The organism is Halopseudomonas sp., from assembly GCF_047631575.1.
Lineage (GTDB): Bacteria > Pseudomonadota > Gammaproteobacteria > Pseudomonadales > Pseudomonadaceae > Halopseudomonas.
This window is the reverse complement of sequence record NZ_JBLIAB010000005.1, coordinates 147,984-169,475: the sequence shown is the minus strand read 5'-3', so window position 1 is coordinate 169,475 and position 21,492 is coordinate 147,984. Positions and strand designations below refer to the sequence as shown.

General features: G+C 56.0%; 19 protein-coding genes. 10 read left to right on the top strand and 9 right to left on the bottom strand.

Going from position 1 to position 21,492, the window contains the following annotated elements; all coding sequences use genetic code 11:
* Positions 1–205 precede the first annotated feature (205 nt).
* Positions 206–1,753: an MFS transporter gene (locus ACJAXR_RS11215; RefSeq protein ID WP_415058360.1), complete on the top strand. Its 1,548-nt coding sequence runs from the start codon at positions 206–208 to the stop codon at positions 1,751–1,753.
* A gap of 86 nt (positions 1,754–1,839) precedes the next feature.
* On the opposite strand, the gene fusA is transcribed toward ACJAXR_RS11215, so the two are convergent.
* The 3 genes from fusA to ACJAXR_RS11200 all read right to left on the bottom strand — a co-directional run bounded on the left by fusA (position 1,840) and on the right by ACJAXR_RS11200 (position 5,827).
* Positions 1,840–3,927 carry an elongation factor G gene (gene fusA, locus ACJAXR_RS11210; protein WP_415058359.1) on the bottom strand — a complete coding sequence of 696 codons (2,088 nt, stop codon included), beginning with the start codon at positions 3,925–3,927 and terminating at the stop codon, positions 1,840–1,842.
* A gap of 164 nt (positions 3,928–4,091) precedes the next feature.
* Entirely contained in the window at positions 4,092–5,012 is a 921-nt protein-coding gene (locus ACJAXR_RS11205; protein ID WP_415058358.1) for a hypothetical protein, read from the bottom strand.
* A gap of 56 nt (positions 5,013–5,068) precedes the next feature.
* Positions 5,069–5,827: a substrate-binding periplasmic protein gene (locus ACJAXR_RS11200; protein WP_415058357.1), complete on the bottom strand. Its 759-nt coding sequence runs from the start codon at positions 5,825–5,827 to the stop codon at positions 5,069–5,071.
* A 144-nt stretch (positions 5,828–5,971) separates the two neighbouring features.
* Here ACJAXR_RS11200 and ACJAXR_RS11195 point away from each other — a divergent pair, with 144 nt between their 5' ends.
* The gene (locus ACJAXR_RS11195) at positions 5,972–6,736 is read left to right on the top strand and encodes a pseudouridine synthase (protein ID WP_415058356.1); all 765 of its coding nucleotides are present in this window, start codon (positions 5,972–5,974) and stop codon (positions 6,734–6,736) included.
* A gap of 161 nt (positions 6,737–6,897) precedes the next feature.
* Here ACJAXR_RS11195 and ACJAXR_RS11190 read toward each other — a convergent pair whose 3' ends face one another.
* Together ACJAXR_RS11190 and ACJAXR_RS11185 are read right to left on the bottom strand one after the other, a co-directional pair.
* Positions 6,898–7,914, bottom strand: coding sequence for an IS30 family transposase (locus ACJAXR_RS11190; protein ID WP_415058355.1), 1,017 nt, complete (start codon positions 7,912–7,914; stop codon positions 6,898–6,900).
* A gap of 265 nt (positions 7,915–8,179) precedes the next feature.
* The gene (locus ACJAXR_RS11185) at positions 8,180–10,852 is read right to left on the bottom strand and encodes a S8 family peptidase (protein ID WP_415058354.1); all 2,673 of its coding nucleotides are present in this window, start codon (positions 10,850–10,852) and stop codon (positions 8,180–8,182) included.
* Positions 10,853–11,447: 595 nt separating this feature from the next.
* Between ACJAXR_RS11185 and ACJAXR_RS11180 the strand changes: the two genes are divergently transcribed.
* Positions 11,448–11,756, top strand: coding sequence for a carboxymuconolactone decarboxylase family protein (locus tag ACJAXR_RS11180; protein ID WP_415058353.1), 309 nt, complete (start codon positions 11,448–11,450; stop codon positions 11,754–11,756).
* 258 nt (positions 11,757–12,014) lie between these two features.
* On the opposite strand, the gene ACJAXR_RS11175 is transcribed toward ACJAXR_RS11180, so the two are convergent.
* From ACJAXR_RS11175 to ACJAXR_RS11165, 3 genes are read right to left on the bottom strand one after another with little or no spacing between them, the layout of a single operon-like run.
* Positions 12,015–12,311 carry a hypothetical protein gene (locus ACJAXR_RS11175; protein WP_415058352.1) on the bottom strand — a complete coding sequence of 99 codons (297 nt, stop codon included), beginning with the start codon at positions 12,309–12,311 and terminating at the stop codon, positions 12,015–12,017.
* Positions 12,312–12,326: 15 nt separating this feature from the next.
* Positions 12,327–13,412, bottom strand: a complete 1,086-nt coding sequence (locus ACJAXR_RS11170) for a hypothetical protein (RefSeq protein ID WP_415058351.1) — start codon at positions 13,410–13,412, stop codon at positions 12,327–12,329.
* Entirely contained in the window at positions 13,409–14,782 is a 1,374-nt protein-coding gene (locus tag ACJAXR_RS11165; RefSeq protein WP_415058350.1) for a flavin-containing monooxygenase, read from the bottom strand. The genes ACJAXR_RS11170 and ACJAXR_RS11165 overlap by 4 nt, the downstream gene beginning before the upstream one ends.
* Positions 14,783–15,136: 354 nt before the next feature.
* Between ACJAXR_RS11165 and ACJAXR_RS11160 the strand changes: the two genes are divergently transcribed.
* Positions 15,137–15,406, top strand: coding sequence for a cysteine-rich CWC family protein (locus ACJAXR_RS11160; protein WP_415058349.1), 270 nt, complete (start codon positions 15,137–15,139; stop codon positions 15,404–15,406).
* Positions 15,407–15,428: 22 nt separating this feature from the next.
* A complete protein-coding gene (locus tag ACJAXR_RS11155) occupies positions 15,429–16,091 on the top strand; it encodes an SDR family oxidoreductase (RefSeq protein WP_415058348.1) in 663 nt (220 codons plus the stop codon).
* Positions 16,092–16,473: 382 nt separating this feature from the next.
* On the opposite strand, the gene ACJAXR_RS11150 is transcribed toward ACJAXR_RS11155, so the two are convergent.
* Positions 16,474–17,736, bottom strand: coding sequence for a DEAD/DEAH box helicase (locus tag ACJAXR_RS11150; protein WP_415058347.1), 1,263 nt, complete (start codon positions 17,734–17,736; stop codon positions 16,474–16,476).
* A 198-nt stretch (positions 17,737–17,934) separates the two neighbouring features.
* Between ACJAXR_RS11150 and ACJAXR_RS11145 the strand changes: the two genes are divergently transcribed.
* The 5 genes from ACJAXR_RS11145 to ACJAXR_RS11125 are packed head-to-tail and all read left to right on the top strand — an operon-like array spanning position 17,935 to position 21,453.
* Positions 17,935–18,543: a LemA family protein gene (locus tag ACJAXR_RS11145; protein ID WP_415058346.1), complete on the top strand. Its 609-nt coding sequence runs from the start codon at positions 17,935–17,937 to the stop codon at positions 18,541–18,543.
* A complete protein-coding gene (locus ACJAXR_RS11140) occupies positions 18,540–19,313 on the top strand; it encodes a TPM domain-containing protein (RefSeq protein WP_415058345.1) in 774 nt (257 codons plus the stop codon). Before ACJAXR_RS11145 ends, ACJAXR_RS11140 begins: the two co-directional genes overlap by 4 nt.
* 19 nt (positions 19,314–19,332) lie before the next feature.
* Positions 19,333–19,950 carry a TPM domain-containing protein gene (locus tag ACJAXR_RS11135; RefSeq protein WP_415058344.1) on the top strand — a complete coding sequence of 206 codons (618 nt, stop codon included), beginning with the start codon at positions 19,333–19,335 and terminating at the stop codon, positions 19,948–19,950.
* Positions 19,951–19,961: 11 nt separating this feature from the next.
* Positions 19,962–20,678: a competence/damage-inducible protein A gene (locus ACJAXR_RS11130; protein WP_415058343.1), complete on the top strand. Its 717-nt coding sequence runs from the start codon at positions 19,962–19,964 to the stop codon at positions 20,676–20,678.
* A 43-nt stretch (positions 20,679–20,721) separates the two neighbouring features.
* Positions 20,722–21,453 carry a DsbA family protein gene (locus ACJAXR_RS11125; RefSeq protein WP_415058342.1) on the top strand — a complete coding sequence of 244 codons (732 nt, stop codon included), beginning with the start codon at positions 20,722–20,724 and terminating at the stop codon, positions 21,451–21,453.
* Positions 21,454–21,492 lie beyond the last annotated feature (39 nt).

The following is a 21,492-nucleotide window of genomic DNA, read 5'->3' as shown; positions in this document are numbered from 1 at the left end:
TAACGCGCGGGACCCGGGAGGGGTGGGTCCTTACTTGGGTTAGGCGCGTCGAGTGTACTCGTAGTCAACGCCTTAGGCATGGCTAATACCGGTAAAGTTCTCACGGCAGATGGTTATGCGGGTGTCCTGGTTGGTACCTGCTTGACTGTACCTTGCGGTCAGTCGGCTTGCCGTCGTATAAACGCGCTTGCTTCAGGAGACTACAATGAACACAACCGATCCGACCGATCCGCTGAGCTGGCAACCCGCCAGCCGTCGCGAATGGTTGGGGCTTGCCGTGCTGGTCCTGCCGACTTTGCTATTGGCGCTGGATATGACAGTACTGCACCTGGCCGCGCCGCAGTTGAGTGCAGATCTGCAGCCGAGCAGTGCAGAACTTTTGTGGATACTCGATATCTACGGCTTCATGGTGGCAGGCTTTTTGATTCCCATGGGGACCCTTGGTGATCGAATAGGTCGCAGGCGACTGTTGCTGGTGGGTGCACTTGCCTTTGGCCTGGCTTCCATCGGGGCTGCTTTTGCTACCTCTTCCGGTATGCTGATCGCTACCCGAGCGCTGTTAGGCGTGGCCGGTGCCACCCTGATGCCGTCGACCCTTTCACTGATTAGAAATATGTTCCATGTTCCCCACGAGCGGACATTGGCGATCACTATATGGATGACGGGTTTCATTGTTGGTACAGCCATAGGGCCACTGATTGGCGGGATAGTGCTCGAGTTTTTCTGGTGGGGCGCTGTTTTTTTGTTGGCGGTACCGGTAATGGCGCTGCTATTGCTGGCTGGGCCTGTGCTGCTGCCGGAGTTTCGTGACGAACAGGCCGGCCGGCTTGATTTCCCCAGCGCACTTCTGTGCGTGTCGGCGCTGCTATTGGTGATCTTCGGGCTCAAGGACGTCGCCCGCAACGGATTCAGTCTAGTGGCAATCGGAGCGGCTGTGCTTGGCTGCGTTGTCGCTGCGGCTTTTGTGCGCCGTCAGCGTCGTCTTGCTGATCCTATGTTGGATATGGCGCTTTTCCGTCGTCGCACCTTCACCGTCTCTGTGATCGCCATGTTGATGTCGATACTTGCCCTGTCGGGCGCATGGCTGATGATCTTTCAGTATTTGCAGGGCGTCATGGGGCTTAGCGCATTGGCTGCGGGCTTCGTGATGCTGCCCTCTGCCGTACTGCAGACGATCGCTTCATTGCTGGTGCCACGAATGTCCCGCTGGCTCCAGCCATCCTGGTTTGTCAGTGGCGGCCTGAGCATGGCGGTTGCGGGCTTTGCTGTGCTGGTTTTGCTGGAGGGTGGGAGCGGCATTGTAGTCATGGTGCTGGGCACTACCTTGCTTGGCGTTGGCATTATGCCCATGATGATTCTGGGCACCGACCTGGTGATCAGCTCTGTACCGGCGGAGAAGGCGGGAGCCGCGGCGGCGACATCGGAAACGGCTACGGAGCTGGGAATGGCCATGGGGATTGCCTTGATCGGCAGTGTGGGTGCTGCAGTATATAGAGGGCACATGGCTGAGCAGATGCCCGTGGGTCTGGACGCGCAGCAAGTGGACATTGCCACGGATACCTTGGGTGGCGCACTGGCTGTGGTGGCGCAACTGCCACCGGATATTGCCGAACCTCTGCTTGCTGTGGTGCAAAGCGCGTTTGCTGAAGCGCTGCATGTAAACGTTTTGATTGGTGGCGCCATCATGGCGGCCACTGCGATATTAACAGCGGTCTGTTTGCGTGAAGTCCGGGTAAGTCCGGGAGGGCATTAACGCGCGGAGAGCATTGGACGTTTGTACCAATGAAAACGCCCCGCTGATTTTCACCAGCGGAGCGTTTTTGAGAGCAGACTAGGAACTTAGTTCTTGGCTGCTTTCTTTTCTTTCTCTTTGGCAATCACTGTCTCGGCAACGTTAGCCGGGCAGGGTGCATAGTGGGCGAACTCCATGGAGAACTGACCACGACCTGAGGTCATGGTGCGCAGGGTGCTGATGTAGCCGAACATTTCTGCCAGCGGTACATCGGCCTTGACGCGCACGCCAGTGGCACTGATTTCCTGACCCAGAATGATACCGCGGCGACGGTTCAAGTCACCGATGACATCACCGACGTGATCTTCGGGAGCATAAACGTCAACCTTCATCATCGGCTCGAGCAGCTGCGGACCGGCTTTAGGCATGGTCTGACGGAAAGCACCCTTGGCTGCGATCTCGAACGCGATGGCCGATGAGTCAACGGCATGGAAGCCACCATCAGTCAGCTTCACAACAACGTCTAGTACTGGGAAGCCGGCCAGAGGACCAATGCCCATCATCGATTTGAAGCCTTTCTCGATGGCGGGGAAATATTCCTTCGGAACGTTACCGCCCACGACAGAGGACGTAAAGGTGAAGCCAGTATTCGGCTCGCCGGGCTTGATGACGTAGTCAATCTTGCCGTACTGGCCGGAACCACCCGATTGCTTCTTGTGAGTGTAGCTGTCTTCGATCTCTTTGGAGATGGTCTCGCGGTAGGCAACCTGGGGCTGGCCGACCAATAGATCAACGCCGTAGGTACGACGGAGGATGTCTACCTTGATGTCGAGGTGCAGCTCGCCCATACCTCTGAGGATGGTTTCGCCGGAATCGATGTCAGTCTCAACACGGAAGGTCGGATCTTCAGCGACCATCTTGCCGATAGCAACGCTCATCTTTTCGGTCGAGCCCTTGTCTTTCGGCGTGACTGAAATAGAGATTACAGGCTCGGGGAACACCATGGCTTCCAGAGTACAAGGTTGCTTGGGATCACACAGGGTGTGACCGGTCTGCACGTTCTTCATACCGACGATGGCGATAATGTCACCCGCGGTAGCGAAGCTCAGTTCGTTACGCTCGTTGGCCTGCATTTCGACCATACGGCCGACGCGCTCGCTCTTGCCGGTGAACGAGTTAAGGATGGTGTCACCCTTGCTTAACGTGCCGGAGTAGATGCGTACGAAGGTCAGGGCGCCAAAACGGTCGTCCATGATCTTGAACGCCAGAGCGCGGAAGGGCTCTTCGGCGGAAACAATGGCATATTCGCCGTTGGCGTTGCCTTCTTCGTCAGTCAGCGGCTGTGGGTTAACTTCGTGTGGCGCGGGGAGGTAATCAACAACCGCGTCCAGCAACAACTGCATGCCCTTGTTCTTGAATGCAGAGCCACAGTAAGTCGGAAAGAAAACCAGTTCCAGGGTGCCTTTACGAATGCAGCGCATGATGTCTTCATTAGAGGCTTGTTCGCCTTCCATGTAAGCCATCAACAGGTCGTCGTCCATTTCCAGAGCCATCTCGACTAAACGGTCGCGATAGGTCTCAACATCGTCAACCATGTCGGCTGGGATATCGGTGATTTCGTAGTTTTCTGGCTGACCGGTTGCATCCCAGACGTAAGCCTTGCGGGTCAGCAGGTCCACAACACCCGTAAAGGTATCTTCACGGCCGATGGGCAGGGTCATGATCAGCGGCTTGGCGCCCAGTACTTTCTCGACCTGAGCGGTTACGCGCAGGAAGTCAGCACCGATACGGTCCAGCTTGTTGACGAAGATGAGGCGGGATACTTTCGAGTCGTTCGCGTAACGCCAGTTGGTTTCTGACTGGGGCTCAACACCGCCGGAACCACAGAACACACCAATGCCGCCGTCGAGTACCTTTAGCGAGCGATATACTTCTACGGTGAAGTCTACGTGGCCGGGGGTGTCGATGACGTTAAAACGGTGGCCTTTCCAGAAGCAGCTTACGGCCGCTGACTGAATGGTAATGCCGCGCTCGGCTTCCTGTTCCATGAAGTCGGTAGTGGATTCGCCTTCGTGAACTTCGCCAAGCTTGTGAATACGACCGGTCAGTTTGAGGATACGCTCGGTAGTAGTGGTTTTCCCGGCATCAACGTGGGCGAAGATACCGATGTTTCTATAGAGGTTAAGGTCAGTCATAGCGCTCTCTGATAAGCCGGGTGGAAATAAAGGCGCTCATCATACAGGAAAAGTAGTGAATTCGCTCTGCTTTTGCGGCTCCGGTTTTGCGACATACTGGATGCTGTTCACGGAAGCCCGGGATTTACCCTTGATGGGTTAGCCTGTAGGTGAATTAGAGGCTTTCACGCCGAGGCTTCTGCCTCGTAATCGGGGTAGGAATGCTTGAGGGTGGCATGGTTTAGCAGCATCTGCGCTTTCAGCTTTTCACCGCTGGCGTCATAGATGTGCGAAAGCACCCAGTAGGACTCGGTCCGCTTGCTCTCCGACAGCGCGACTATTTCACGGCGGATTAGATAATCCTCACCCACGAAAAGCGGGCCGTCGATCATGCGGATCTCCTGGTCGGCAAACAGACCGATGACGGGTTGTTTGACCGGGAACCCAGCGTCCTTGCTGGTATATTCGACGAGGACGCTGACCATCTCCATCGGGATGATGGCGCGACCCCAGGGCGTGCTGGCCGGGTCGGAATACCACTCGGCGTTTTCGGTAATGCCTTCAAGCTTCTGCGCCAGCGTGAAGGGATACAGATCGCCCATATGCTGATCAGGGTCCATGCGCACAGTCTCATCCCGTACCCCGGTCATGCCCACGTGCAGGTCGGAAAGGATAATCAGCTTTTCTGGCGCGCGCAGTTTGGCCATGCGCTGGTCCAGTAAGCTGTCTCCGTCATCCGGGCCCAGACTTGCACTGGCTTCCAGTACTGGTGTGCCATCAGCTTTCTCCGCCCAGGCGCGAACGGTGGTTGCGCCGGGCGCCGGGCGTTCGACAAAAGCACGCACATGCTCGCCTTCAACCACCATGTTCTGAAAATGGGCAGAAAAGCAGCCGCGCTCAAACCAAGCCTGCCCCCAGATATCTGCCATCAGCGGCGCAAACAGGCTGAAGTGGGTGGGGCCCTCGATTGGGCCTGCCCTGAAGCCCAGCTTCTCAGCCATGCTGTCGTCGTGAATGGAGGTGTGACCACTGTATTGCTGATCTGCCAGCATCTGTTTGGGTTCGCGCAGAGGACCGCAGATATATAAGGGAGTAGTGAAGCTCATCGTATTTCCTTGGTTGGCTGTCTGATGGTGTTTTTGGTTTAGTGCAGGCGGGGCGATTACCTCGCCTGGGCAAATGAAGCAGGTTTTGAGTCAGCCTCAGCTAGCCGACGATAGCTCTCAGTAAGCGCAGTAATCAACTCAGGGGCGTCCGGAATACGGCTGGACACCACATAAACCAGCGGCCAGCTATCCAGCACGTCGCACGTGGCGTTAATGTGCGGCTGTTCCTGCAATGCGAGTTCAATGGGGTGGTTATAACTGATCAGGTAGTCGCCACGCCCTTTCTCCAGCAGGAGTATTGCTGCCCTGTGGTCCGCCGCGACAATGGGTTTGCGCTTGGCATTGGCGAATATGCCGTCTAATTGAGCCCGATAGGTATAGCCGCGTATAAGCACTAGCTGGCTGCTGCTGAGCGCCTGCGGACTTGTCACTGCGGGTGTTCCTTGGAGGGACAACGCACACAGATTAATGTTTATGCCAATTGAGGGGGTTTCCAGCGTGAAATCGCGCAGGGCTGGCACTCTTTGGGAACCGGGCCATATATCAATTTCACCGTTCTCCAAGCCTTTATAGATGCGCCGTATCGGATAGCTCACCCAGGTGATTTCCAGGCCGCTTTCAGCGGCAATACGGTTAGTGAGTTCGATGACTTTGCCAGCAGGCTCGCCGTTCTCGTCGACGTAAGCCATGGGCGGAAAATGCAGGAATGCAGCTCTTAGCGGTCTTGCGTGCACGTCCGCATAGGAATATGAGATAACGAAGCTAAGCACCATGCCTACTACGATACGGCGCCATACAGTGGTAAATGCGTCCATGTATTATTTTCACTTATGCTTAGACCTAGTTAAGCCTAGCCGCGAATCGGTTGCGAGTCGACAGCTAGTCGTCACAACGCAAAGACATACTCTCGTGGTAGCGTCCTACCATTCAGTTCACCCTTTCAAGCAGCCTTTTTTAATATGAGCGTAACCAACCCGCTTACCGTGGTCTTCCGTGATCAGTGGTTGCTCGCGGTGCACAAGCCAGCGGGGCTGCTTGTTCATCGCAGCCCTATTGACCGGCATGAAACCGAATTTGCACTGCAGTACGCCCGCACTCTGAATGATGGGGAGCATGTTTACCCGATACACCGTCTGGACCGTCCGACGTCTGGGCTGCTGCTGTTCGCCCGGGATCCGGACACGGCCAGCGCGCTCGGCAAAATGTTCATGGCAGGGCAGGTGGCAAAGACGTATTTAGCCATGGTGCGAGGTTGGATCCCGGAACAAGGCCTTATCGATCATCCCTTGCGTGAGCATCCAACGGACAAGCGCTGCAAGCAGGAGGAACAACCGCTGCGCGAGGCTATAAGCACATACTGTCGACTGGCTACCGCGCAGATCCCGGTTGAGATTGAGGGCTACCCCAGCAGTCGTTACAGCCTTGTACAGCTCTCGCCGCAAACGGGGCGTAAGCATCAACTGCGCCGCCATATGCAGCACATCAGTCACCCGATTATCGGCGATACTAACTATGGTCGCACCCGGCACAACCACTATTTTGCTAAACGTTTTGGGCACAGTCGGTTGATGCTCGCGGCGACTGCAATGGAGTTTCGGCACCCAGTCACCGGACAACCTCTAACCCTAAGCTCGGCACCCGATTCTACCTTTCTGCAGGTACTCTCAATCTTTGGTAAAGAATTACCCTCGCTTGCTCTGGGGCTACACCGCGTTCCGCCCTGAAAGATCTGCCAGCGTCCCGTATTGCAGACCCATTCGTTTAGATGGAAATCTCCTTGAACAATTTGCGCCACTGTGGATTACTCTCGGGATACGCAAAGGAACGCCAGATACATCCCGCCTTCAGGCACGGACAGGGCGGTCTCAGGGTCCAAGTGCAACACTCAGTTGATGGTCTGAAGGTTATTGCTCTGCGAAAGCTGCAGGTATTCCACAAGCACCTCGACCGGGAACTTCCAGCCTAGCGTCTGACGTGGCCGAGTATTCAGCAAGTGGGCAATCTCATCAAGGCGCTCCTGACTCACATCGGACAGATCCGTTCCTTTTGGTAAGAACTGGCGCAACAAGCCATTGGTATTTTCGTTGCTGCCGCGTTGCCAAGGACTATGAGGATCAGCGAAGTAGATCTTCATCCCCGTTTGCGCTGTGATGTCCCGATGATGGGCCATTTCACTGCCTTGATCATGTGTCATGGTTTTCAGTAGCGAAGGCGCCATGCGCGACATCTCACGGGTAATAGCCTGCGCCGCGCATTCAGCGGTGGGCGCGTCCAGTTTCGCTAGCACTACAAAGCGGCTGGTGCGCTCAACCATGGTGGCCACGGCGGATCGGTTACTTGCGCCCGTGATCAGATCGCTTTCCCAGTGCCCAGGAATCAAGCGATCCTCAACCTCAGGTGGACGCAAGTGGATGCTCAGTTCGACGGGGTAGCGCTCGCGCCGCCCTGCGCTTATGGTACGCAGTCGTCGCTTACCGTGTCTTTGCCGCAGATAGCGAATCAGTTGCCGCTTCAGCTCGCCGCGGGGATGCGCGTAGATTGCTAGGTAGATGCTTTCGTGACTCACATGAAACTCGGGACTATCCGGCCATTGGTATTTCAGTCTGGCCGCGATTTGCTGAGGGGACCAGCGCAATTTAAGCATTTCGGTTACGACCTGAAAGAGTTCGCTGCCGGGCAGCAAGCGTGAGAGCCTTCTCGGCTTGCTTCGCCGTTCACGGGCCAAAGCACACGCGTGAATAACATCGTAGTGATAGTCTGTGCGATTGCGCCTGAGCTCACGACTTAGCGTGCTGGGGTGACGGCCCAGATGGCTACTAATTGAACGAAGGCTTAATCCTTGATGCCGCATCAGCATCAGGGCGATGCGTTCGTCAGTGGACAAATGCGTATAGGTTTTCATGGCAACACTCTATCTCATGTGTTGCACTTCGACCTTGAGACCGCCCCTTATACAAATTGATCAAGGTGTTATGGTCGAGCTTCTAGATAGCGTCAGGCGCTAGGCTTTAATCAGAAAGAAAGTGTTTTTCGTTATTACGGCGTAGAGCAGGCCGAGTATTGCGTCGTTCATCTGGCACAATACCAAGACTCAAAATGTCTGCAACCCCTCATCAGCCCTAACGCCCGAACATAGGAGACGGTGTGTGCAGGAGTAATAGCCGCATTTAAAAGTGCTGTTGCCACTGCGCCATGAATACCTGCATCGGTTCGGCTTGGGCCTGGTGCCCTGGCTCGCGAATACCCAGCCAGGACAGCTTCACTGTGCTGCCTTGCCATACCGGTTTTTGCCAGAAGGCTTCCAGATTGAGCTGGCGGCCGTCAGGCGTGAGGTCTATTGCTAGCGGTTGCGTGTCAAATAGATTCCCAACGTAGCCCGTTGCAACGTTGACACTGGTCTCGGCAGACTCGACTCGCAGTGGCTGCTGCAGAATCAGGCCGAGCGTGGCGCTGTTCAATGAGTAGCGACCGGCGAACATCCAGCTGCTGGTGGTAACCTGGCCCAGGTCGCCGAACAGACCTTCTGCATCAGCCTGGCTTTGCCCGATATAAGCGGAATGACCCAAGGTCATCGGCCCCTGCTGGAGTTCGCCGCGCACACCGGCAAATAGCGTCTGGCTGATATCGTCCAGAGCGAAGGCTCCGCTGCCATGGCTATCGAACAGACCGTCATTGCTGCGGATGTAGCCAAGCTCCAGGTTAGAAGAGTATCCAGCAAGCTTGGGCATGTTCAGCCCCAGAGCTGCGCCTTGACGCACAGCGTTAGCTGTACTGATCATGTCCAGACTGAATTCACCCAGCGGTAGTCGCTGGCGTAGGCCTAGAGTCTGTTCGCCAGGATGCTGCAACCAGAGTGCTGACGCCATGCTTGCATCCAGCTGGCTATAGCCCGCCCAGCTTGGACGGGCGTAGAGCATGTCTAAATCATCTACTTGACCGACACTGAGTGAGCGACCAGCTCCCTGATCTAAATGCATCACCTGGCTGGTCGCGCCAGTACCCGTCGCGGCGGTCCAGCCAAAGGTCGTATCGCCTTCGCGTTGGCTTTTCCATGTGCGCCCAAGCCGCTGCCATGCGGTATGGGTATCGTAGCGGAAGCGACGTTTGCTCACCTGGGCGCCAAGGTCCACGCTAAATCCAGCGTCGAGACTGTCCGTCGCCATGACTTGGAGCGATGCCAGAGGGTTGGCGTAGCCAAAGGCCCCGCCGAGTACCAGCGATGCGTCATTAACCGAGAGTGTCGGGCCGCTATTGCTGACTACTGTCAAGGTGCCCACAGGGCGGGTCGCTCGCTCCAGATCCATCAATCCCTGGCCGTAAAGGCTCTGATTTGCATAAATTCCATCTTTGTTTGCTGTGACGAGAAGTCGTTGTACGACCTGCTCGGCGGCCAAAGTGGGGAAGGCCTGACTGATGACGGCAAGCCCGCCGGTTACCGCAGGCGCCGCCATCGAGGTACCTGAGGCAATGGCATAAACGTTGTTTCCACCGATATAGCTGGAAACTATGTTGGTGCCTGGTGCTGCTATGCACCAGGCAGCGGCATTGCCGCAGGCGTTAGAAAAGCTGCTGAGCGTGCCAGTGTCTGAATCAACGCTTGTCACTGCCACCCAGTTGTATTGTAGCTCTTGAAACTGTTGCGGAATGGCAGCAAACACCAGGGGTTGGTCGCCCCCGCCGTTACCGGTTGCCCACACGTAGATCCGCCCATCCTGGGCACCTGCGCGCCATTCTGCCAGCAGATTCGGAAAGTTAGTCTCCACCGCACCTTTGTTGAATTCAGCGGCGGTAACGTCTACTCCCCAGCTGTTATTGAACCAGGTAGCGCCGTTGGTCCGCGCCCAGGCGAAGCCGTTTGCCAGCTGTTGGTCAGTTGCGGTGATGATGTCGTTAGCATCGGTGAACCGAACGTTGAGCAATTGTGCGCCATAGGCATAACCAACTACGCCAACATTGTTCCTGCGCGCCACCAGCGTGCCGGCGACGTGAGTGCCATGACCGCCGGTATCCTGAGCATCGGCTTCAGCCGTGCTACCGGTCAATACGTTGTAATTCCCCGCTATCTGGCCGCGCAGCTCGTTATGGCTGGTATTAATGCCGCTATCGATGATGGCGATGCGCTCGCCGAGCCCGGTAAAACCGCGATCGTGTGCAACGTGTCCATAGGTCAGGTTGTAACCGTTGGTATTTGCATGCTCTGTCGATAGGGCAAGCGACTTGTCAGAATCATCATCTCCTGGCAGTGGACCTGAATCGGGTGCAGCCCCCGGATCGCCGGTCACGGGCTGATCGGGTGCAGGCTGGTTAGCCGGTGGTTGCAATACCGGTAACGACCCAGCTCCGGGATTTCCATCGACCGGGTCATCGGCCCCATTACCCGAAACCGAGTTGCTTCCACCGCCACCGCCGCCACCGCCGCCCGCTGCGGCGGCAATACCTACAACCAACGCACCTCCGGCAATCCAGCCGAGACGGCTTTTGCCTCCCAGAGCTTCGGCAGAACCTGCGGCGCTCTTGGCCAGTTGCTGCTCAAGCATCGCCTCAATCATTGACGACTGCTGGGCAGTAATCAGCCCCCAGGTTTCAGCGTAAACCGAACGGGCGGCAGCTTCGCTTTGGTTCATCAACTCACCGGCACGCTGACGCAATGCTGCGTCAGACTGATCGGCGGCACTCAACAGGCTCTGGACCTGCTCCTGACTGAGCACGTTTGTGTACGTGGCGGATGTCAAACTGGCTGCACTTTGTGCGTGGCCAACGAGGGGAAGCAGAATCAACAGGGAACTTGCAAGTAGAGCAACGAGACAGACGGGACGGGCGTGATAGCTCAATATCGACATGGCGATCTCTTCTCGGATGTATATGTGAATATGGCAGCATCTCAGCCAACTTGGGTTTAGCACGGGAATTGACAATAACTTATCTAAGTTGTCGGCTGAAAGGAACAAAAGTTGAGTGATTTTTAGCCAATGGGCGCTGACCGATATTCCTTTTGGTTGTTGATTCGCAAACCAGTGCGCAGAACCAGTTAGTAGCTGGTCACAGAAACTCAATATGAATACGGGTGCAGTTGAACACGATGCTGTTACCAAATGATGTCCTGATTCTGTGTCGGAGCAACACTCGACTTCAGCTCAGGTCGCCATAACCAACCTAACTACCAGGAACCAGCGCCATGACCGAACCATTTCCTGTTCACACAATCGATACCGCTCCTGAGCAAGCTTGCCCATTATTAATTCAAGCATAAAAAATTTGGGAATGGTTCCGAACCTTGAGAGATTCATGGCATCCACACCGATGCTCTTGGCTGGTTATGTTTAGCTCTGGGAGCTGTTCGATCAAACCAGCCTGACTCCCATAGAGCGTCAAGTCGTATATCAAACAGCAAACTTCGAGAATGAGTGCAATTACTGCGTACCCTGGCATACCCACTTGTCGCAAATTGCGAAAATGGCACCAGAAGATATCCAGGCACTCCGTGATGGCAGTGCATTGTCCGATTCGAAGCTGGAAGCACTGCGGCACTTCACCCAGGCGCTGGTTCGCACCCAAGGTAAAGTATCCCAGTCGGACATGGACGCTTTTGTCGCACATGGCTGGTCATCACAACACGCTTTGGAGGTGGTGCTGGGGCTTGCGGTTAAAACCATGAGTAATTACACCAACTCTATCGCCGGAACACCACTCGATAAAGCGGTAGAAAAATTCACTTGGAAGAAGTCTACTGTTGCGATGCGCTAAGAGTTGCTCTCGCCTGATATGGAGCAATAAAGCGGCCTAGACTGAAGGGGTGATGACTAATGGTAGCGCAAGCGTACGCTGACAGCCCTTAATGGGCCGCCAGCGTGTTGCATCAGATCTTGGTTACGAAGGTCCGTGCCTGGTACAGGGCAAGGCCACTGAGCACGATAATGACGGCGACGGCGAGCATATCAGCTCCCGGAAAACCCCAGAAATCAGACATAATATCTCCTTATTGAGCGTGTTGGGTGGTACTGGCTATGAAGCCAGTGCGGTGTCGAGCATGCGTTGACGACCGAAGTCATTGAGCCTGAACTTGAACAGCACGCGACCCAGGCCAAAGTACGCCTGGTCGTCGAGCTCTTCCTCAACGCTCTCGATGATGCCGCTGGAAAACAGGTCAGTCAGGGTGACGCGGGTATTGCCGCGCCAGTAGGCGCCGCTGAGGCCGTATTCCGCCATCACCGCATCGGTGACTTGCCAGTCCCAAATGCCTTTATCCTGATGTTCATTGATCAGCTGGAGAATGCGGCCTTTCATATGCAGTTTACTCATGGATAGCTCCTTTTATTAGGTGTTGGCCGCGCTGACGGTGGCAGTGTTGCTGTCGCTTTTCACGGCACGAACGACTTCGAGTACTTCATCGCTTTCCGTGAACATGACAAACCCGCCCGTGACGAACAGGACCAAACCTGCAAGGAAATTCCATGCGGGAAACTCGAGGGTGAATGCGGCAAGAAAGATGACGGCAAAAAGACCGTACAACGCCGCAATCGCTTGTCCACGGCCAACACCTATCAGTGGGAAGGATTTGTACCAGGAGACATAGCAGAAGGCGAAGGTGACACCCGCTAACGACAACCAGCCTATTGCTGCCCAGTTGAATGTTGCCACGACCATTTCCACGACCGGTTGGTCGGTAAACAGATAGATGGCCGGCAGAATCAATACAATCCAGTACAGAACTTCAGCCGAGAAACGCACGGTAATACCCACATCGGGGTCTGCGACATCCAGACCGCGGCCTGCAATGGCGCCCTCTACACCCCAGCCAATCGCTGCCATAGCGCCGCCGAGATAACCCAGCCAGCCGGAGTCGCCGGTACCGGTGAATTCACCGATGATGCCGGGCGCATAAACGGTTATGCCACCTGCCAGAATAATGAAGATACCCACTGCTGCACGACGGGTGATCTTCTCCTGATACCAGAGCCTGGCGAGAGTGGCACCAACAATGGGGTACATCAACGCTGATATGGCCGCGAAAGCCCCGCCAATGTAACCAATCGCCAGATAAGAACCAAAGATGGCCATTGGGCCGCCAAAAATGGCGCCAATGAAGAACCACTTGGATATGTAACGCATCTGCCGGATGGTGCGAACGTATTCACCCCATTTGCCTAATACCCCGTTCCAGACAAACAGGAAGAACAGCACGGCAATCGCATTAAAGGTGGTCAATACCGCGGCTGCCAGCAGGAACTGGGCATTGGTGTCGTAGCTCAGATCGACATAGGGCGCTTCAAACCAGACAGCGGAACCGGGCAAATACCAGGCGCCCCAGAGTACAGCGCACCACATGGCCCACATGAAGCCCCAGCGTATGCTGCTTGAGGTAAAGCGCGATCGAGCCTGGCTCAGACTTTGTTGACTCATGCAGACACCTTTTCTGGTTGGGTGGTTTGCTCTTCATTGAGGAAGGCTTCGAGCGAATCGTCCATCGCATCCATCCACGGCGTGTGGTGTACGGGCGCCAGAGTACCGGTCAGCGTGGAGCGGTAGCTCTTGTTGCGATAGCCAAGAATGTCCGCTTCCTTGTCGTGTTCCCATTCCTTGAATATGGCGGCAACGGCGGTTACATCGAAGGCGGGGTAGTCGGTCGGTTCAAGCAGATCGATTATGTAGGCCGCCTGGAAGTCGATTTCTTCGACGGGGTCGGCGAGTTTTAATTCGCGGGCTACCCATTCGCTGCTGTCAGCCGCCATCGCTTCATCTGATGGGAGTGTAATACGCCCCAGCATCAGATCACGGGCATACCAGGCCTGGGCGTCGAACATGTTGAAGGTGTAGTACTGATCCTGCATGCCCAGAAATATGAGTTTCGGATTGGCCAGGGATACGATCCCTTTGTACAAACCTTCCGGGTACATACGGTTGTGTGTGGTCAGCGTCATCTCGTTGGACAGAAACGGGAAGTGATGCTGGTAGCCAGTGCACAAGATGATTGCGTCAACCTCTTTGCTGGTGCCATCTTTAAAGTGGGCGGTTTTGCCAACTACTTCGGTGAGCAAGGGTACTTCGTTGAAGGACTCTGGCCAGTCGAAGCCCATGGGCTGGGAGCGATAGCTGAAGGTAACCGACTTGGCGCCGTACTTGTGGCACTGTGTGCCGATATCTTCCGCCGAGTAACTGCTGCCAATCAGCAGCAGGTCCTTGCCCTGGAATTCGCAGGCGTCGCGGAAGTCGTGGGCATGTAGTACACGGCCGGGGAACTGCTCCAAACCTTCGAAATAGGGCGCGTTGGGGGTCGAGAAGTGACCGGTCGCCACAATGACATGATCGAACTCTTCTGTGCTGAGCTCATCCTGCTTGAGATCGCGCACGGTGACCGCGAACTTGCTGCTGGCCTCGTCGTAGGCAACCCAATGCACTGCCGTGTTGAACCGAATGTGCTGGCGCATATTGCTCTTGGCCACGCGACCCATGATGTAGTCGCGTAATACCGCACGTGGCGGATAGGAAGGAATAGGGCGACCAAAATGCTCCTCGAAGCTGTAGTCGGCGAATTCCAGACACTCCTTGGGGCCATTCGACCAGAGATAACGGTACATGCTGCCATGGACTGGCTCGCCGTAGGCATCGAGGCCGGTGCGCCAGGTGTAGTTCCACAGCCCGCCCCAATCGCTTTGTTTTTCATAGCAAACGATCTCGGGGATTTCTGCACCGTCGCGACGGGCTGCTTCAAAAGCACGTAATTGGGCTAAGCCGCTTGGGCCAGCGCCTAGAATGGCAACTCTAAAAGTCATATAGACTCCTGATTTCAGGCGATACATCGAGCGTCGAGCTGACAGTAGCCCGGCGACGATCGAACGCGGAGATGAGCGCGGCTCAGACCGTCAAGGGTCAAGCCATCAAACTCTGTAGTGATGCGCACTGAGGTCGGATTTACCGATGGCGCGATGTTATGCAGGCTGCATCTGTCGTTGAAACAGAAGGCCGGGGGCGGGCAGGCCACCGATAAAACGCGAGATTTCGAGAAAACGCCGGAGGGGAGCGCTCGAACTGGTCAAGCAGGAGATAAATACTTGGTAACTCGTATGCCAGGAAATGCATGTTAACACATTTAGAGTTTCAGCGTTTTTCGTGCCATCGCACACTTAATGTGGGTGACTGTTGGTTTATCCCCGTTCATAGGCAAGAAGATACATATGACGTCTACTTCAGTTCTGGTATGCCCCCTCTGCGGCGGCGCAAATCAATGCGCAGTTGCAGACTCCCGAGAGGCCTTCAGTGCATGTTGGTGCTTCAAGGTGTCGGTCAGCAAACAGGCCCTGGCAGAAGTGCCGGCCGAACAGATCGACAAGGCTTGCCTGTGTCCGAGGTGTGCCGCAGGAATAGGCGTTATAGAAAACCCGACTGGTATTTTTTGATCAATTGTAAAGGAGCGCACTTATGAAGCACGTCGTTATAACCGGCGCTAATCGCGGTATCGGTCTTGAGCTGGCGCGTTTATATGCCGCGCGCGGCGATCAGGTGACCGGTGTTTGCCGCGAGTCGTCGCCGGAGCTGGATCAGGTTGCGGCCAGGGTTCTGGACGGCGTCGATGTGACACGTGACGCCGACGTGGAGAAGCTTGCACATGCACTGAGCTATAACCCGATTGATCTTTTGATCAACAACGCAGGCATTCTGCAGGATGAGCGATTGGGTTCGATTGATTTTGATTCCCTGCGGATTCAGATGGAGGTCAATGCCTACGGTCCGTTACGTGTGGCGCAAGCCCTTGTTAGTCTGATGCCCGACGGTGGCAAGATTGCCAATATCACCAGCCGCATGGGTTCGATGGCTGACAACGACTCGGGTGGGCGCTATGGCTATCGGGCCTCGAAGGCAGCCCTGAATGCGTTCGGCAAGTCCTTGGCAATGGATCTGAAGCCCAAAGGGATCGCCGTGGCGCAGTTGCATCCGGGTTATGTACAAACACGGATGGTGGGTTTTTCTGGGCATCTCACGCCAACTGAATCGGCACGGGGTTTGGCTGATCGAATCGACGGGTTGACGCTTGAGAACACAGGTTCCTTCTGGCATAGCAACGGTGAAGCGTTACTCTGGTAGCGGCGCTGAATCCCCGACAATGGGTCCCCGCGTTCGCGAGGATGACGTTTGTACTTACCTGATAATTCGCGCTCCGATACCTCATCACCGTCGTTTAGTGAGCCAGTGAGGGACAAACGCATCAGCGACAACTGGGTTTGGTGCAGACGCAATTCAGGGGCGTGCCGATCGAGGTGGGAGTGGAGCCCTATTTGTTCTTTACTGTTACTGCGCGCGGTGGATTCAGATGCTGAGCTTGAGTCTGATCAGACTCAGAGAACCGAGAAGTACCTGCAGCGCCGGGGTCTGGCTGAGGCGCTACACTGGGCAATCGTTGCTACCGAGTCGTGCGACGCAACAATATCGAGGTCTGGGCTGTTGAGCATTGAACGCTAGCCGGTGATCAACTTTCGTCGAACCAGTTGCCCAGATGAATCTTGGCGTTGCGCTTGCCCGTTGCCGTTTTTGGCTTTTTGGGCTTCTTCGGTTTTTTGACCACGTGACCGCCAGGCGTTGTGACGGGCACTCGATGGGTTGGGGTAAAATTGGGCTCATCCTGGCGTCGCAGGGTCTGGTTAATCAGGGTTTCTATCGCAGCGAGCTGTTCGATTTCGTCGGCGCTGACCAGGGAGACGGCCTCACCTGTGGCTCCTGCACGCCCTGTGCGACCGATACGGTGTACGTAGTCTTCGGCGACGATAGGTAGATCAAAGTTGACCACGTGGGGCAACGCGTCGATATCCAGGCCGCGTGCGGCGACGTCAGTGGCTACCAATACTTGTACCTCGGCGGCCTTGAAGCGTGCCAGAGCGCGCAGTCTTGCTGGCTGAGGACGGTCGCCGTGGATCGCATCAGCAGTGATGCTATTGGCCTGCAACGTCTCTACCAGAAGATCAACTGCATTGCGGGTCTTGGCGAAGACGAGGACTTGCCCCCACTTGCGTTCTGCCAATAGATGCATGAACAGTTCTGTCTTGCGTTTCTTGTCAACGGCAATCAGAGATTGTGTGACGGTATTAGCCGCTGCATTGCGCGGGCTGACCTCGATACTGACGGGGTCCTTTAACAAGTCTTTGCCCAGGTTGCGAATGGCATCTGAGAACGTGGCAGAGAACAGCAGTGTCTGACGTTTGCGGGGCAGGGCGCTGAACAATTGCTGTAACTCGTCGGCAAAACCCAGATCCAACATGCGATCGGCTTCATCGAGAACCAGCACCTGCAGTTGACCGAACGTCACTGCGTTGTGTCGGTAAAGATCCAATAACCGGCCGGGAGTAGCGACCAGCACATCCATGCCTTTGCGCAGCGCCATCATCTGCGGGTTGATCGATACGCCGCCGTACACGGCATAGCTTCGCAGGGGAAGATCCTCACCGTAACGAATGAAGCTTTGCAGTACCTGTTCGGCCAGCTCGCGTGTTGGTACAAGAATCAGCGATCGAGTGCCATTGCTTGCTACACGGGGGCCTTCATGGACTAGTTTGTGCAGCAGCGGCAGGGCAAAACCTGCGGTCTTGCCGGTACCGGTTTGAGCTGCAGCCATCAGATCACGGCCCTTGAGGATGGCCGGTATGGCCTCCGCCTGCACCGCGGTGGGAAAGGTGTATTCAAGGCGATCCAGAGTGCGCAGAAGCGGATCAAACAGGCCGAGTTGGGCGAACGTCATGATGGGTTAAACCGAGCGGGGGAGAGAACTTACAGTTTAACCCCGGCCTCCGGCTGAAAGCGAACCGCTGATAGTGGTTAACCCCAGCGCCGGCTTTCAACCGGGGCTGTTTTGTGCTTTCCTCTATGTGCCGTGTCACAGATTAATCACGGTCAGCCGTCCCCGACGGGTTACAGTCACTGGAATGGAACGCATATAATGCCCCAGCAGCACTTTCGGACTATCTGGCAACTGACACTCCTCTTCATGCTCAGCAGCGTACTTGCTGGATGTGGCGTGAACAACATTCCAACCTATGACGAGCAGGTCAAATCAGCCTGGTCACAGGTTGAAAACCAATATCAGAGACGCGCGGACCTGATCCCCAATCTGGTTGAAACAGTCAAAGGTTTTGCTCGTCAAGAGCGCGAGACGCTGACGGCTGTGGTCGAAGCACGCTCAAAAGCCACATCGATCCAGATCAGCGCTGACGATCTTAACGATCCCGCCAAGATGCGCCAGTTCGAGCAGGCCCAGGCGCAGTTGACTGGCGCGCTCAGTCGCCTGATGGCGGTATCGGAGCGTTACCCCGATCTGAAATCCAATCAGAACTTTTTGACTCTGCAGTCGCAGCTCGAGGGCACGGAAAATCGTATTGCCGTGGCACGGCGCGACTATATTGGGTCAATCCAGGTATACAACACCGAGATACGCACTTTCCCTGGGCGCATCTGGCATAGCCTAATGTATAGCGATATGCCCATTCGCGAAAATTTCGAAGCCACCACTGAGGACGCCGAGCAGGCGCCGGCAGTGCAGTTCGAATGAGTGTGCGCAAGCTGATAGCGACCTGGCCTCTGCTGATTCTGCTGCTGCTCAGTAACGCAGCAGGCGCACAGGTGCCCAAAGCTGGGAATACAGAGCTGCCCGAGCTGACTGGACGCGTTGTCGACCAGGCTGACATGGTAGAACCGCAGACCGAAGCTCGTCTGACACAAATGCTGGCTGCCCACGAGCAGGTGACGGGCGAGCAAGTGGTGGTCGTCACGGTGCCCGACCTGCAGGGTCGTAGTATCGAGGGTTTTGGTGTTGATCTTGGTCGTGCCTGGGGTATTGGTCAGAAAGGCGAGGATAACGGCGCCTTGTTGATCGTATCGCGCGACGACAGAAAGATGCGTATCGAAGTCGGCTACGGGCTGGAAGGGCGTCTGACTGACGCGCAATCGTCAGCCATCATCAACAGCATCATGACGCCGGCATTTCGTGCGGGCAATTTTGACCAGGGTATTGCCGAGGGTGCCGCGGCTATGGTTCAGGTGCTGGGCGGCGACCCCCTGCTTACCTCAAGTGGAAGACCGGTGACGGCAGAGGACGATAAGCCGCCGGGTGGCATCTTCGTTATTCTCCTGTTCGTCGTGTTATCACTGATACGTGGCGCCTTTGGCGGACGTGGTGGGCGAGGCGGTGGCAGAGGCATTGGTAGTGCTCTGCTTGCCGGAGCACTACTGGGCGGCATGGGCCGTGGCGGTGGCGGTGGTGGGGGCTTCGGAGGCGGCGGAGGCGGCTTTGGTGGCGGTGGCGCTTCGGGCGGCTGGTGAACTCAATTATGGACAAGCAATGACTCTTCTTACGCAAAGCGAACAGCAACAGGTAGCCGAAGCAATTGATCGCATCGAGCTCGACACCGACGCCGAGGTCGTGACAGTGCTCGCAGCCCAGGCTGACGACTATCACTACATCCCGTTATTGTGGGCTGGCGTGGCGGCGCTGATTTTTCCGGGGCTTGTTTCGCTCCTAACCAGCTGGTTGGGCGCGGGTGAGTTGCTTCTGGCCCAATGGATTACCTTTATCGTACTTGCACTGGTGTTTCGTTTGCCGCAGGTGACTACGCGGCTAATTCCCCAGTCGGTGCGGCATTGGCGAGCGAGTAATCTGGCCAGACGACAGTTCATCGAACTCAATCTACATCACACCGATGGAGGCACCGGGATGTTGATTTTTGTCTCCGAGGCCGAGCGTTACGTGGAGATTCTGGTGGATCGGGGTATTTCCAGTCGTATCGATAATGCTGCCTGGGAATCGATAGTCGAGACGTTTTCCCACAAAGTCCGCAAAGGTGAAGTATTACAGGGTTTTCTGGGCTGCATTGAATCCTGCGGCATGCATTTGAAGCAGCATGTACCGGGCACCCATGATCGCAACGAGCTGTCCAATCGTCTGGTGGTGCTGCCCTGAACCGCCAGCGCATGGGGCTGGTCCTGATTGGCGACGAGTTGCTCAATGGTCGCAAGCAGGACGCACATCTGCCCGCGATGATTCCACGCTTCGCCCAGCGGGGACTGCAGATCGACTGGGTAAGGGTGGTCGGTGACGACCCCGAATTGATCACACAGACCCTGCGTGATTCATTGACCTGTGGCGATATCGCTTTCTGTTTTGGTGGTATCGGCGCCACGCCGGATGACCTGACCCGGCAGTGCGCTGCGGCCGCGTTGGGCGTCAAAATCCAATTGCACCCGCAAGCAGAAGTTGAAATTCGTGCGCAACTGGGCGAGCGGCTCAACGCTAACCATTTGCGCATGGGTGAGTTTCCGCTGGGGTGCCGGATCATTCCCAATCCGGTCAATCGGATACCGGGGTTCTCGATACGCGATCACCATTTTGTACCCGGCTTCCCGCGCATGGCCTGGCCGATGATAGAGTGGGTTATGGATCACGATTACGCGCATCTGCAGTCACCCGGCCAGCAGGTAAGCCAGACACTGCTGTTGGCGGATACATCCGAAGGGCCATTGATTCCCTTGATGGAGCAGCTCCTTGCTGAATACCCTCAGTTACGGTTGGCTTGCCTGCCAGATGCAGACGGCCGTCATGAAGTGGAGTTGAGTCTCAAGGGGCCACCGGACTCTGTCGTAATGGGCATGAACAGGCTTCGTGAGTTATTGATCGAACTGAAATCGTGAATATTAAGCTGAAACACATACGCTGCTAATTGAGGATTGAAAAATGGGAGAATCAAAACGTCGACAGGCTTCTGGCAAACCTGACCCGGTGCGCAACAAGCGCACACTGCGCAAGAGTATTGCCTGGGGCGCAGGCGCGTTGATTGTGACAGCATTGCTAGCGTTAGCGTTCTATCTGGCGACTCCGGGCACCGGCCCGGCAACGGCATTGCCCTCGGTCCCTGCCGAGACGCCTCAGTTTCCGGCTGAAGTAGACCGCTTTGGTGTTGAGCTGGGTGATCCGGATGCACCTGTGGTTGTGCGTGAATTTGCGGATTATCAGTGCCCCGCCTGCGCTAGATTTGCAGGGTCGGTCAAGCAGCTCAAGAGCGAATACATTGATACTGGCAAGGTCAGGCTGGTGTTCTTCGAGATGCCATTGACCCAACATGCCAACGGGATGCCCGCTGCCATTGCCGCACGCTGTGCGGGCAAGCAGGATGCTTACTGGGGTATGCACGACGCCTTGTTTGGTAATCAGGCCAGATGGAGCGCTACCAGCGATCCGGCTGACCTGTTTGCTGGCTATGCGAAGGAACTGGGACTGCACGAAGGCCGCTTCCAGCGCTGCACGATGAGCGAGCAAACACGCACGGAAGTGGAGAATAGTCTGACAGTTGCCCGTCAGTTGCGAGTGGCTAGCACCCCGACTGTTATTGTGGATAACATCCCGTTGACACGGCCAGGCTGGGAACAACTCTCTGGCGTCATTGAGGAACAGCTCAAGGGCGAGTAGTCGTCGAGGTTAGGCGGGGGCGGCGGAGTAACGGTAGCG

Coding starts and splice junctions, on each gene's coding strand:
- ACJAXR_RS11215 (WP_415058360.1), top strand. CDS start 206: ATGAACACAACCGATCCGACCGATCCGCTGAGCTGGCAACCCGCCAGC.
- fusA (WP_415058359.1), bottom strand. CDS start 3,927: ATGACTGACCTTAACCTCTATAGAAACATCGGTATCTTCGCCCACGTT.
- ACJAXR_RS11205 (WP_415058358.1), bottom strand. CDS start 5,012: ATGAGCTTCACTACTCCCTTATATATCTGCGGTCCTCTGCGCGAACCC.
- ACJAXR_RS11200 (WP_415058357.1), bottom strand. CDS start 5,827: ATGGACGCATTTACCACTGTATGGCGCCGTATCGTAGTAGGCATGGTG.
- ACJAXR_RS11195 (WP_415058356.1), top strand. CDS start 5,972: ATGAGCGTAACCAACCCGCTTACCGTGGTCTTCCGTGATCAGTGGTTG.
- ACJAXR_RS11190 (WP_415058355.1), bottom strand. CDS start 7,914: ATGAAAACCTATACGCATTTGTCCACTGACGAACGCATCGCCCTGATG.
- ACJAXR_RS11185 (WP_415058354.1), bottom strand. CDS start 10,852: ATGTCGATATTGAGCTATCACGCCCGTCCCGTCTGTCTCGTTGCTCTA.
- ACJAXR_RS11175 (WP_415058352.1), bottom strand. CDS start 12,311: ATGAGTAAACTGCATATGAAAGGCCGCATTCTCCAGCTGATCAATGAA.
- ACJAXR_RS11170 (WP_415058351.1), bottom strand. CDS start 13,412: ATGAGTCAACAAAGTCTGAGCCAGGCTCGATCGCGCTTTACCTCAAGC.
- ACJAXR_RS11165 (WP_415058350.1), bottom strand. CDS start 14,782: ATGACTTTTAGAGTTGCCATTCTAGGCGCTGGCCCAAGCGGCTTAGCC.
- ACJAXR_RS11160 (WP_415058349.1), top strand. CDS start 15,137: ATGTGGGTGACTGTTGGTTTATCCCCGTTCATAGGCAAGAAGATACAT.
- ACJAXR_RS11155 (WP_415058348.1), top strand. CDS start 15,429: ATGAAGCACGTCGTTATAACCGGCGCTAATCGCGGTATCGGTCTTGAG.
- ACJAXR_RS11150 (WP_415058347.1), bottom strand. CDS start 17,736: ATGACGTTCGCCCAACTCGGCCTGTTTGATCCGCTTCTGCGCACTCTG.
- ACJAXR_RS11145 (WP_415058346.1), top strand. CDS start 17,935: ATGCCCCAGCAGCACTTTCGGACTATCTGGCAACTGACACTCCTCTTC.
- ACJAXR_RS11140 (WP_415058345.1), top strand. CDS start 18,540: ATGAGTGTGCGCAAGCTGATAGCGACCTGGCCTCTGCTGATTCTGCTG.
- ACJAXR_RS11135 (WP_415058344.1), top strand. CDS start 19,333: ATGACTCTTCTTACGCAAAGCGAACAGCAACAGGTAGCCGAAGCAATT.
- ACJAXR_RS11130 (WP_415058343.1), top strand. CDS start 19,962: ATGGGGCTGGTCCTGATTGGCGACGAGTTGCTCAATGGTCGCAAGCAG.
- ACJAXR_RS11125 (WP_415058342.1), top strand. CDS start 20,722: ATGGGAGAATCAAAACGTCGACAGGCTTCTGGCAAACCTGACCCGGTG.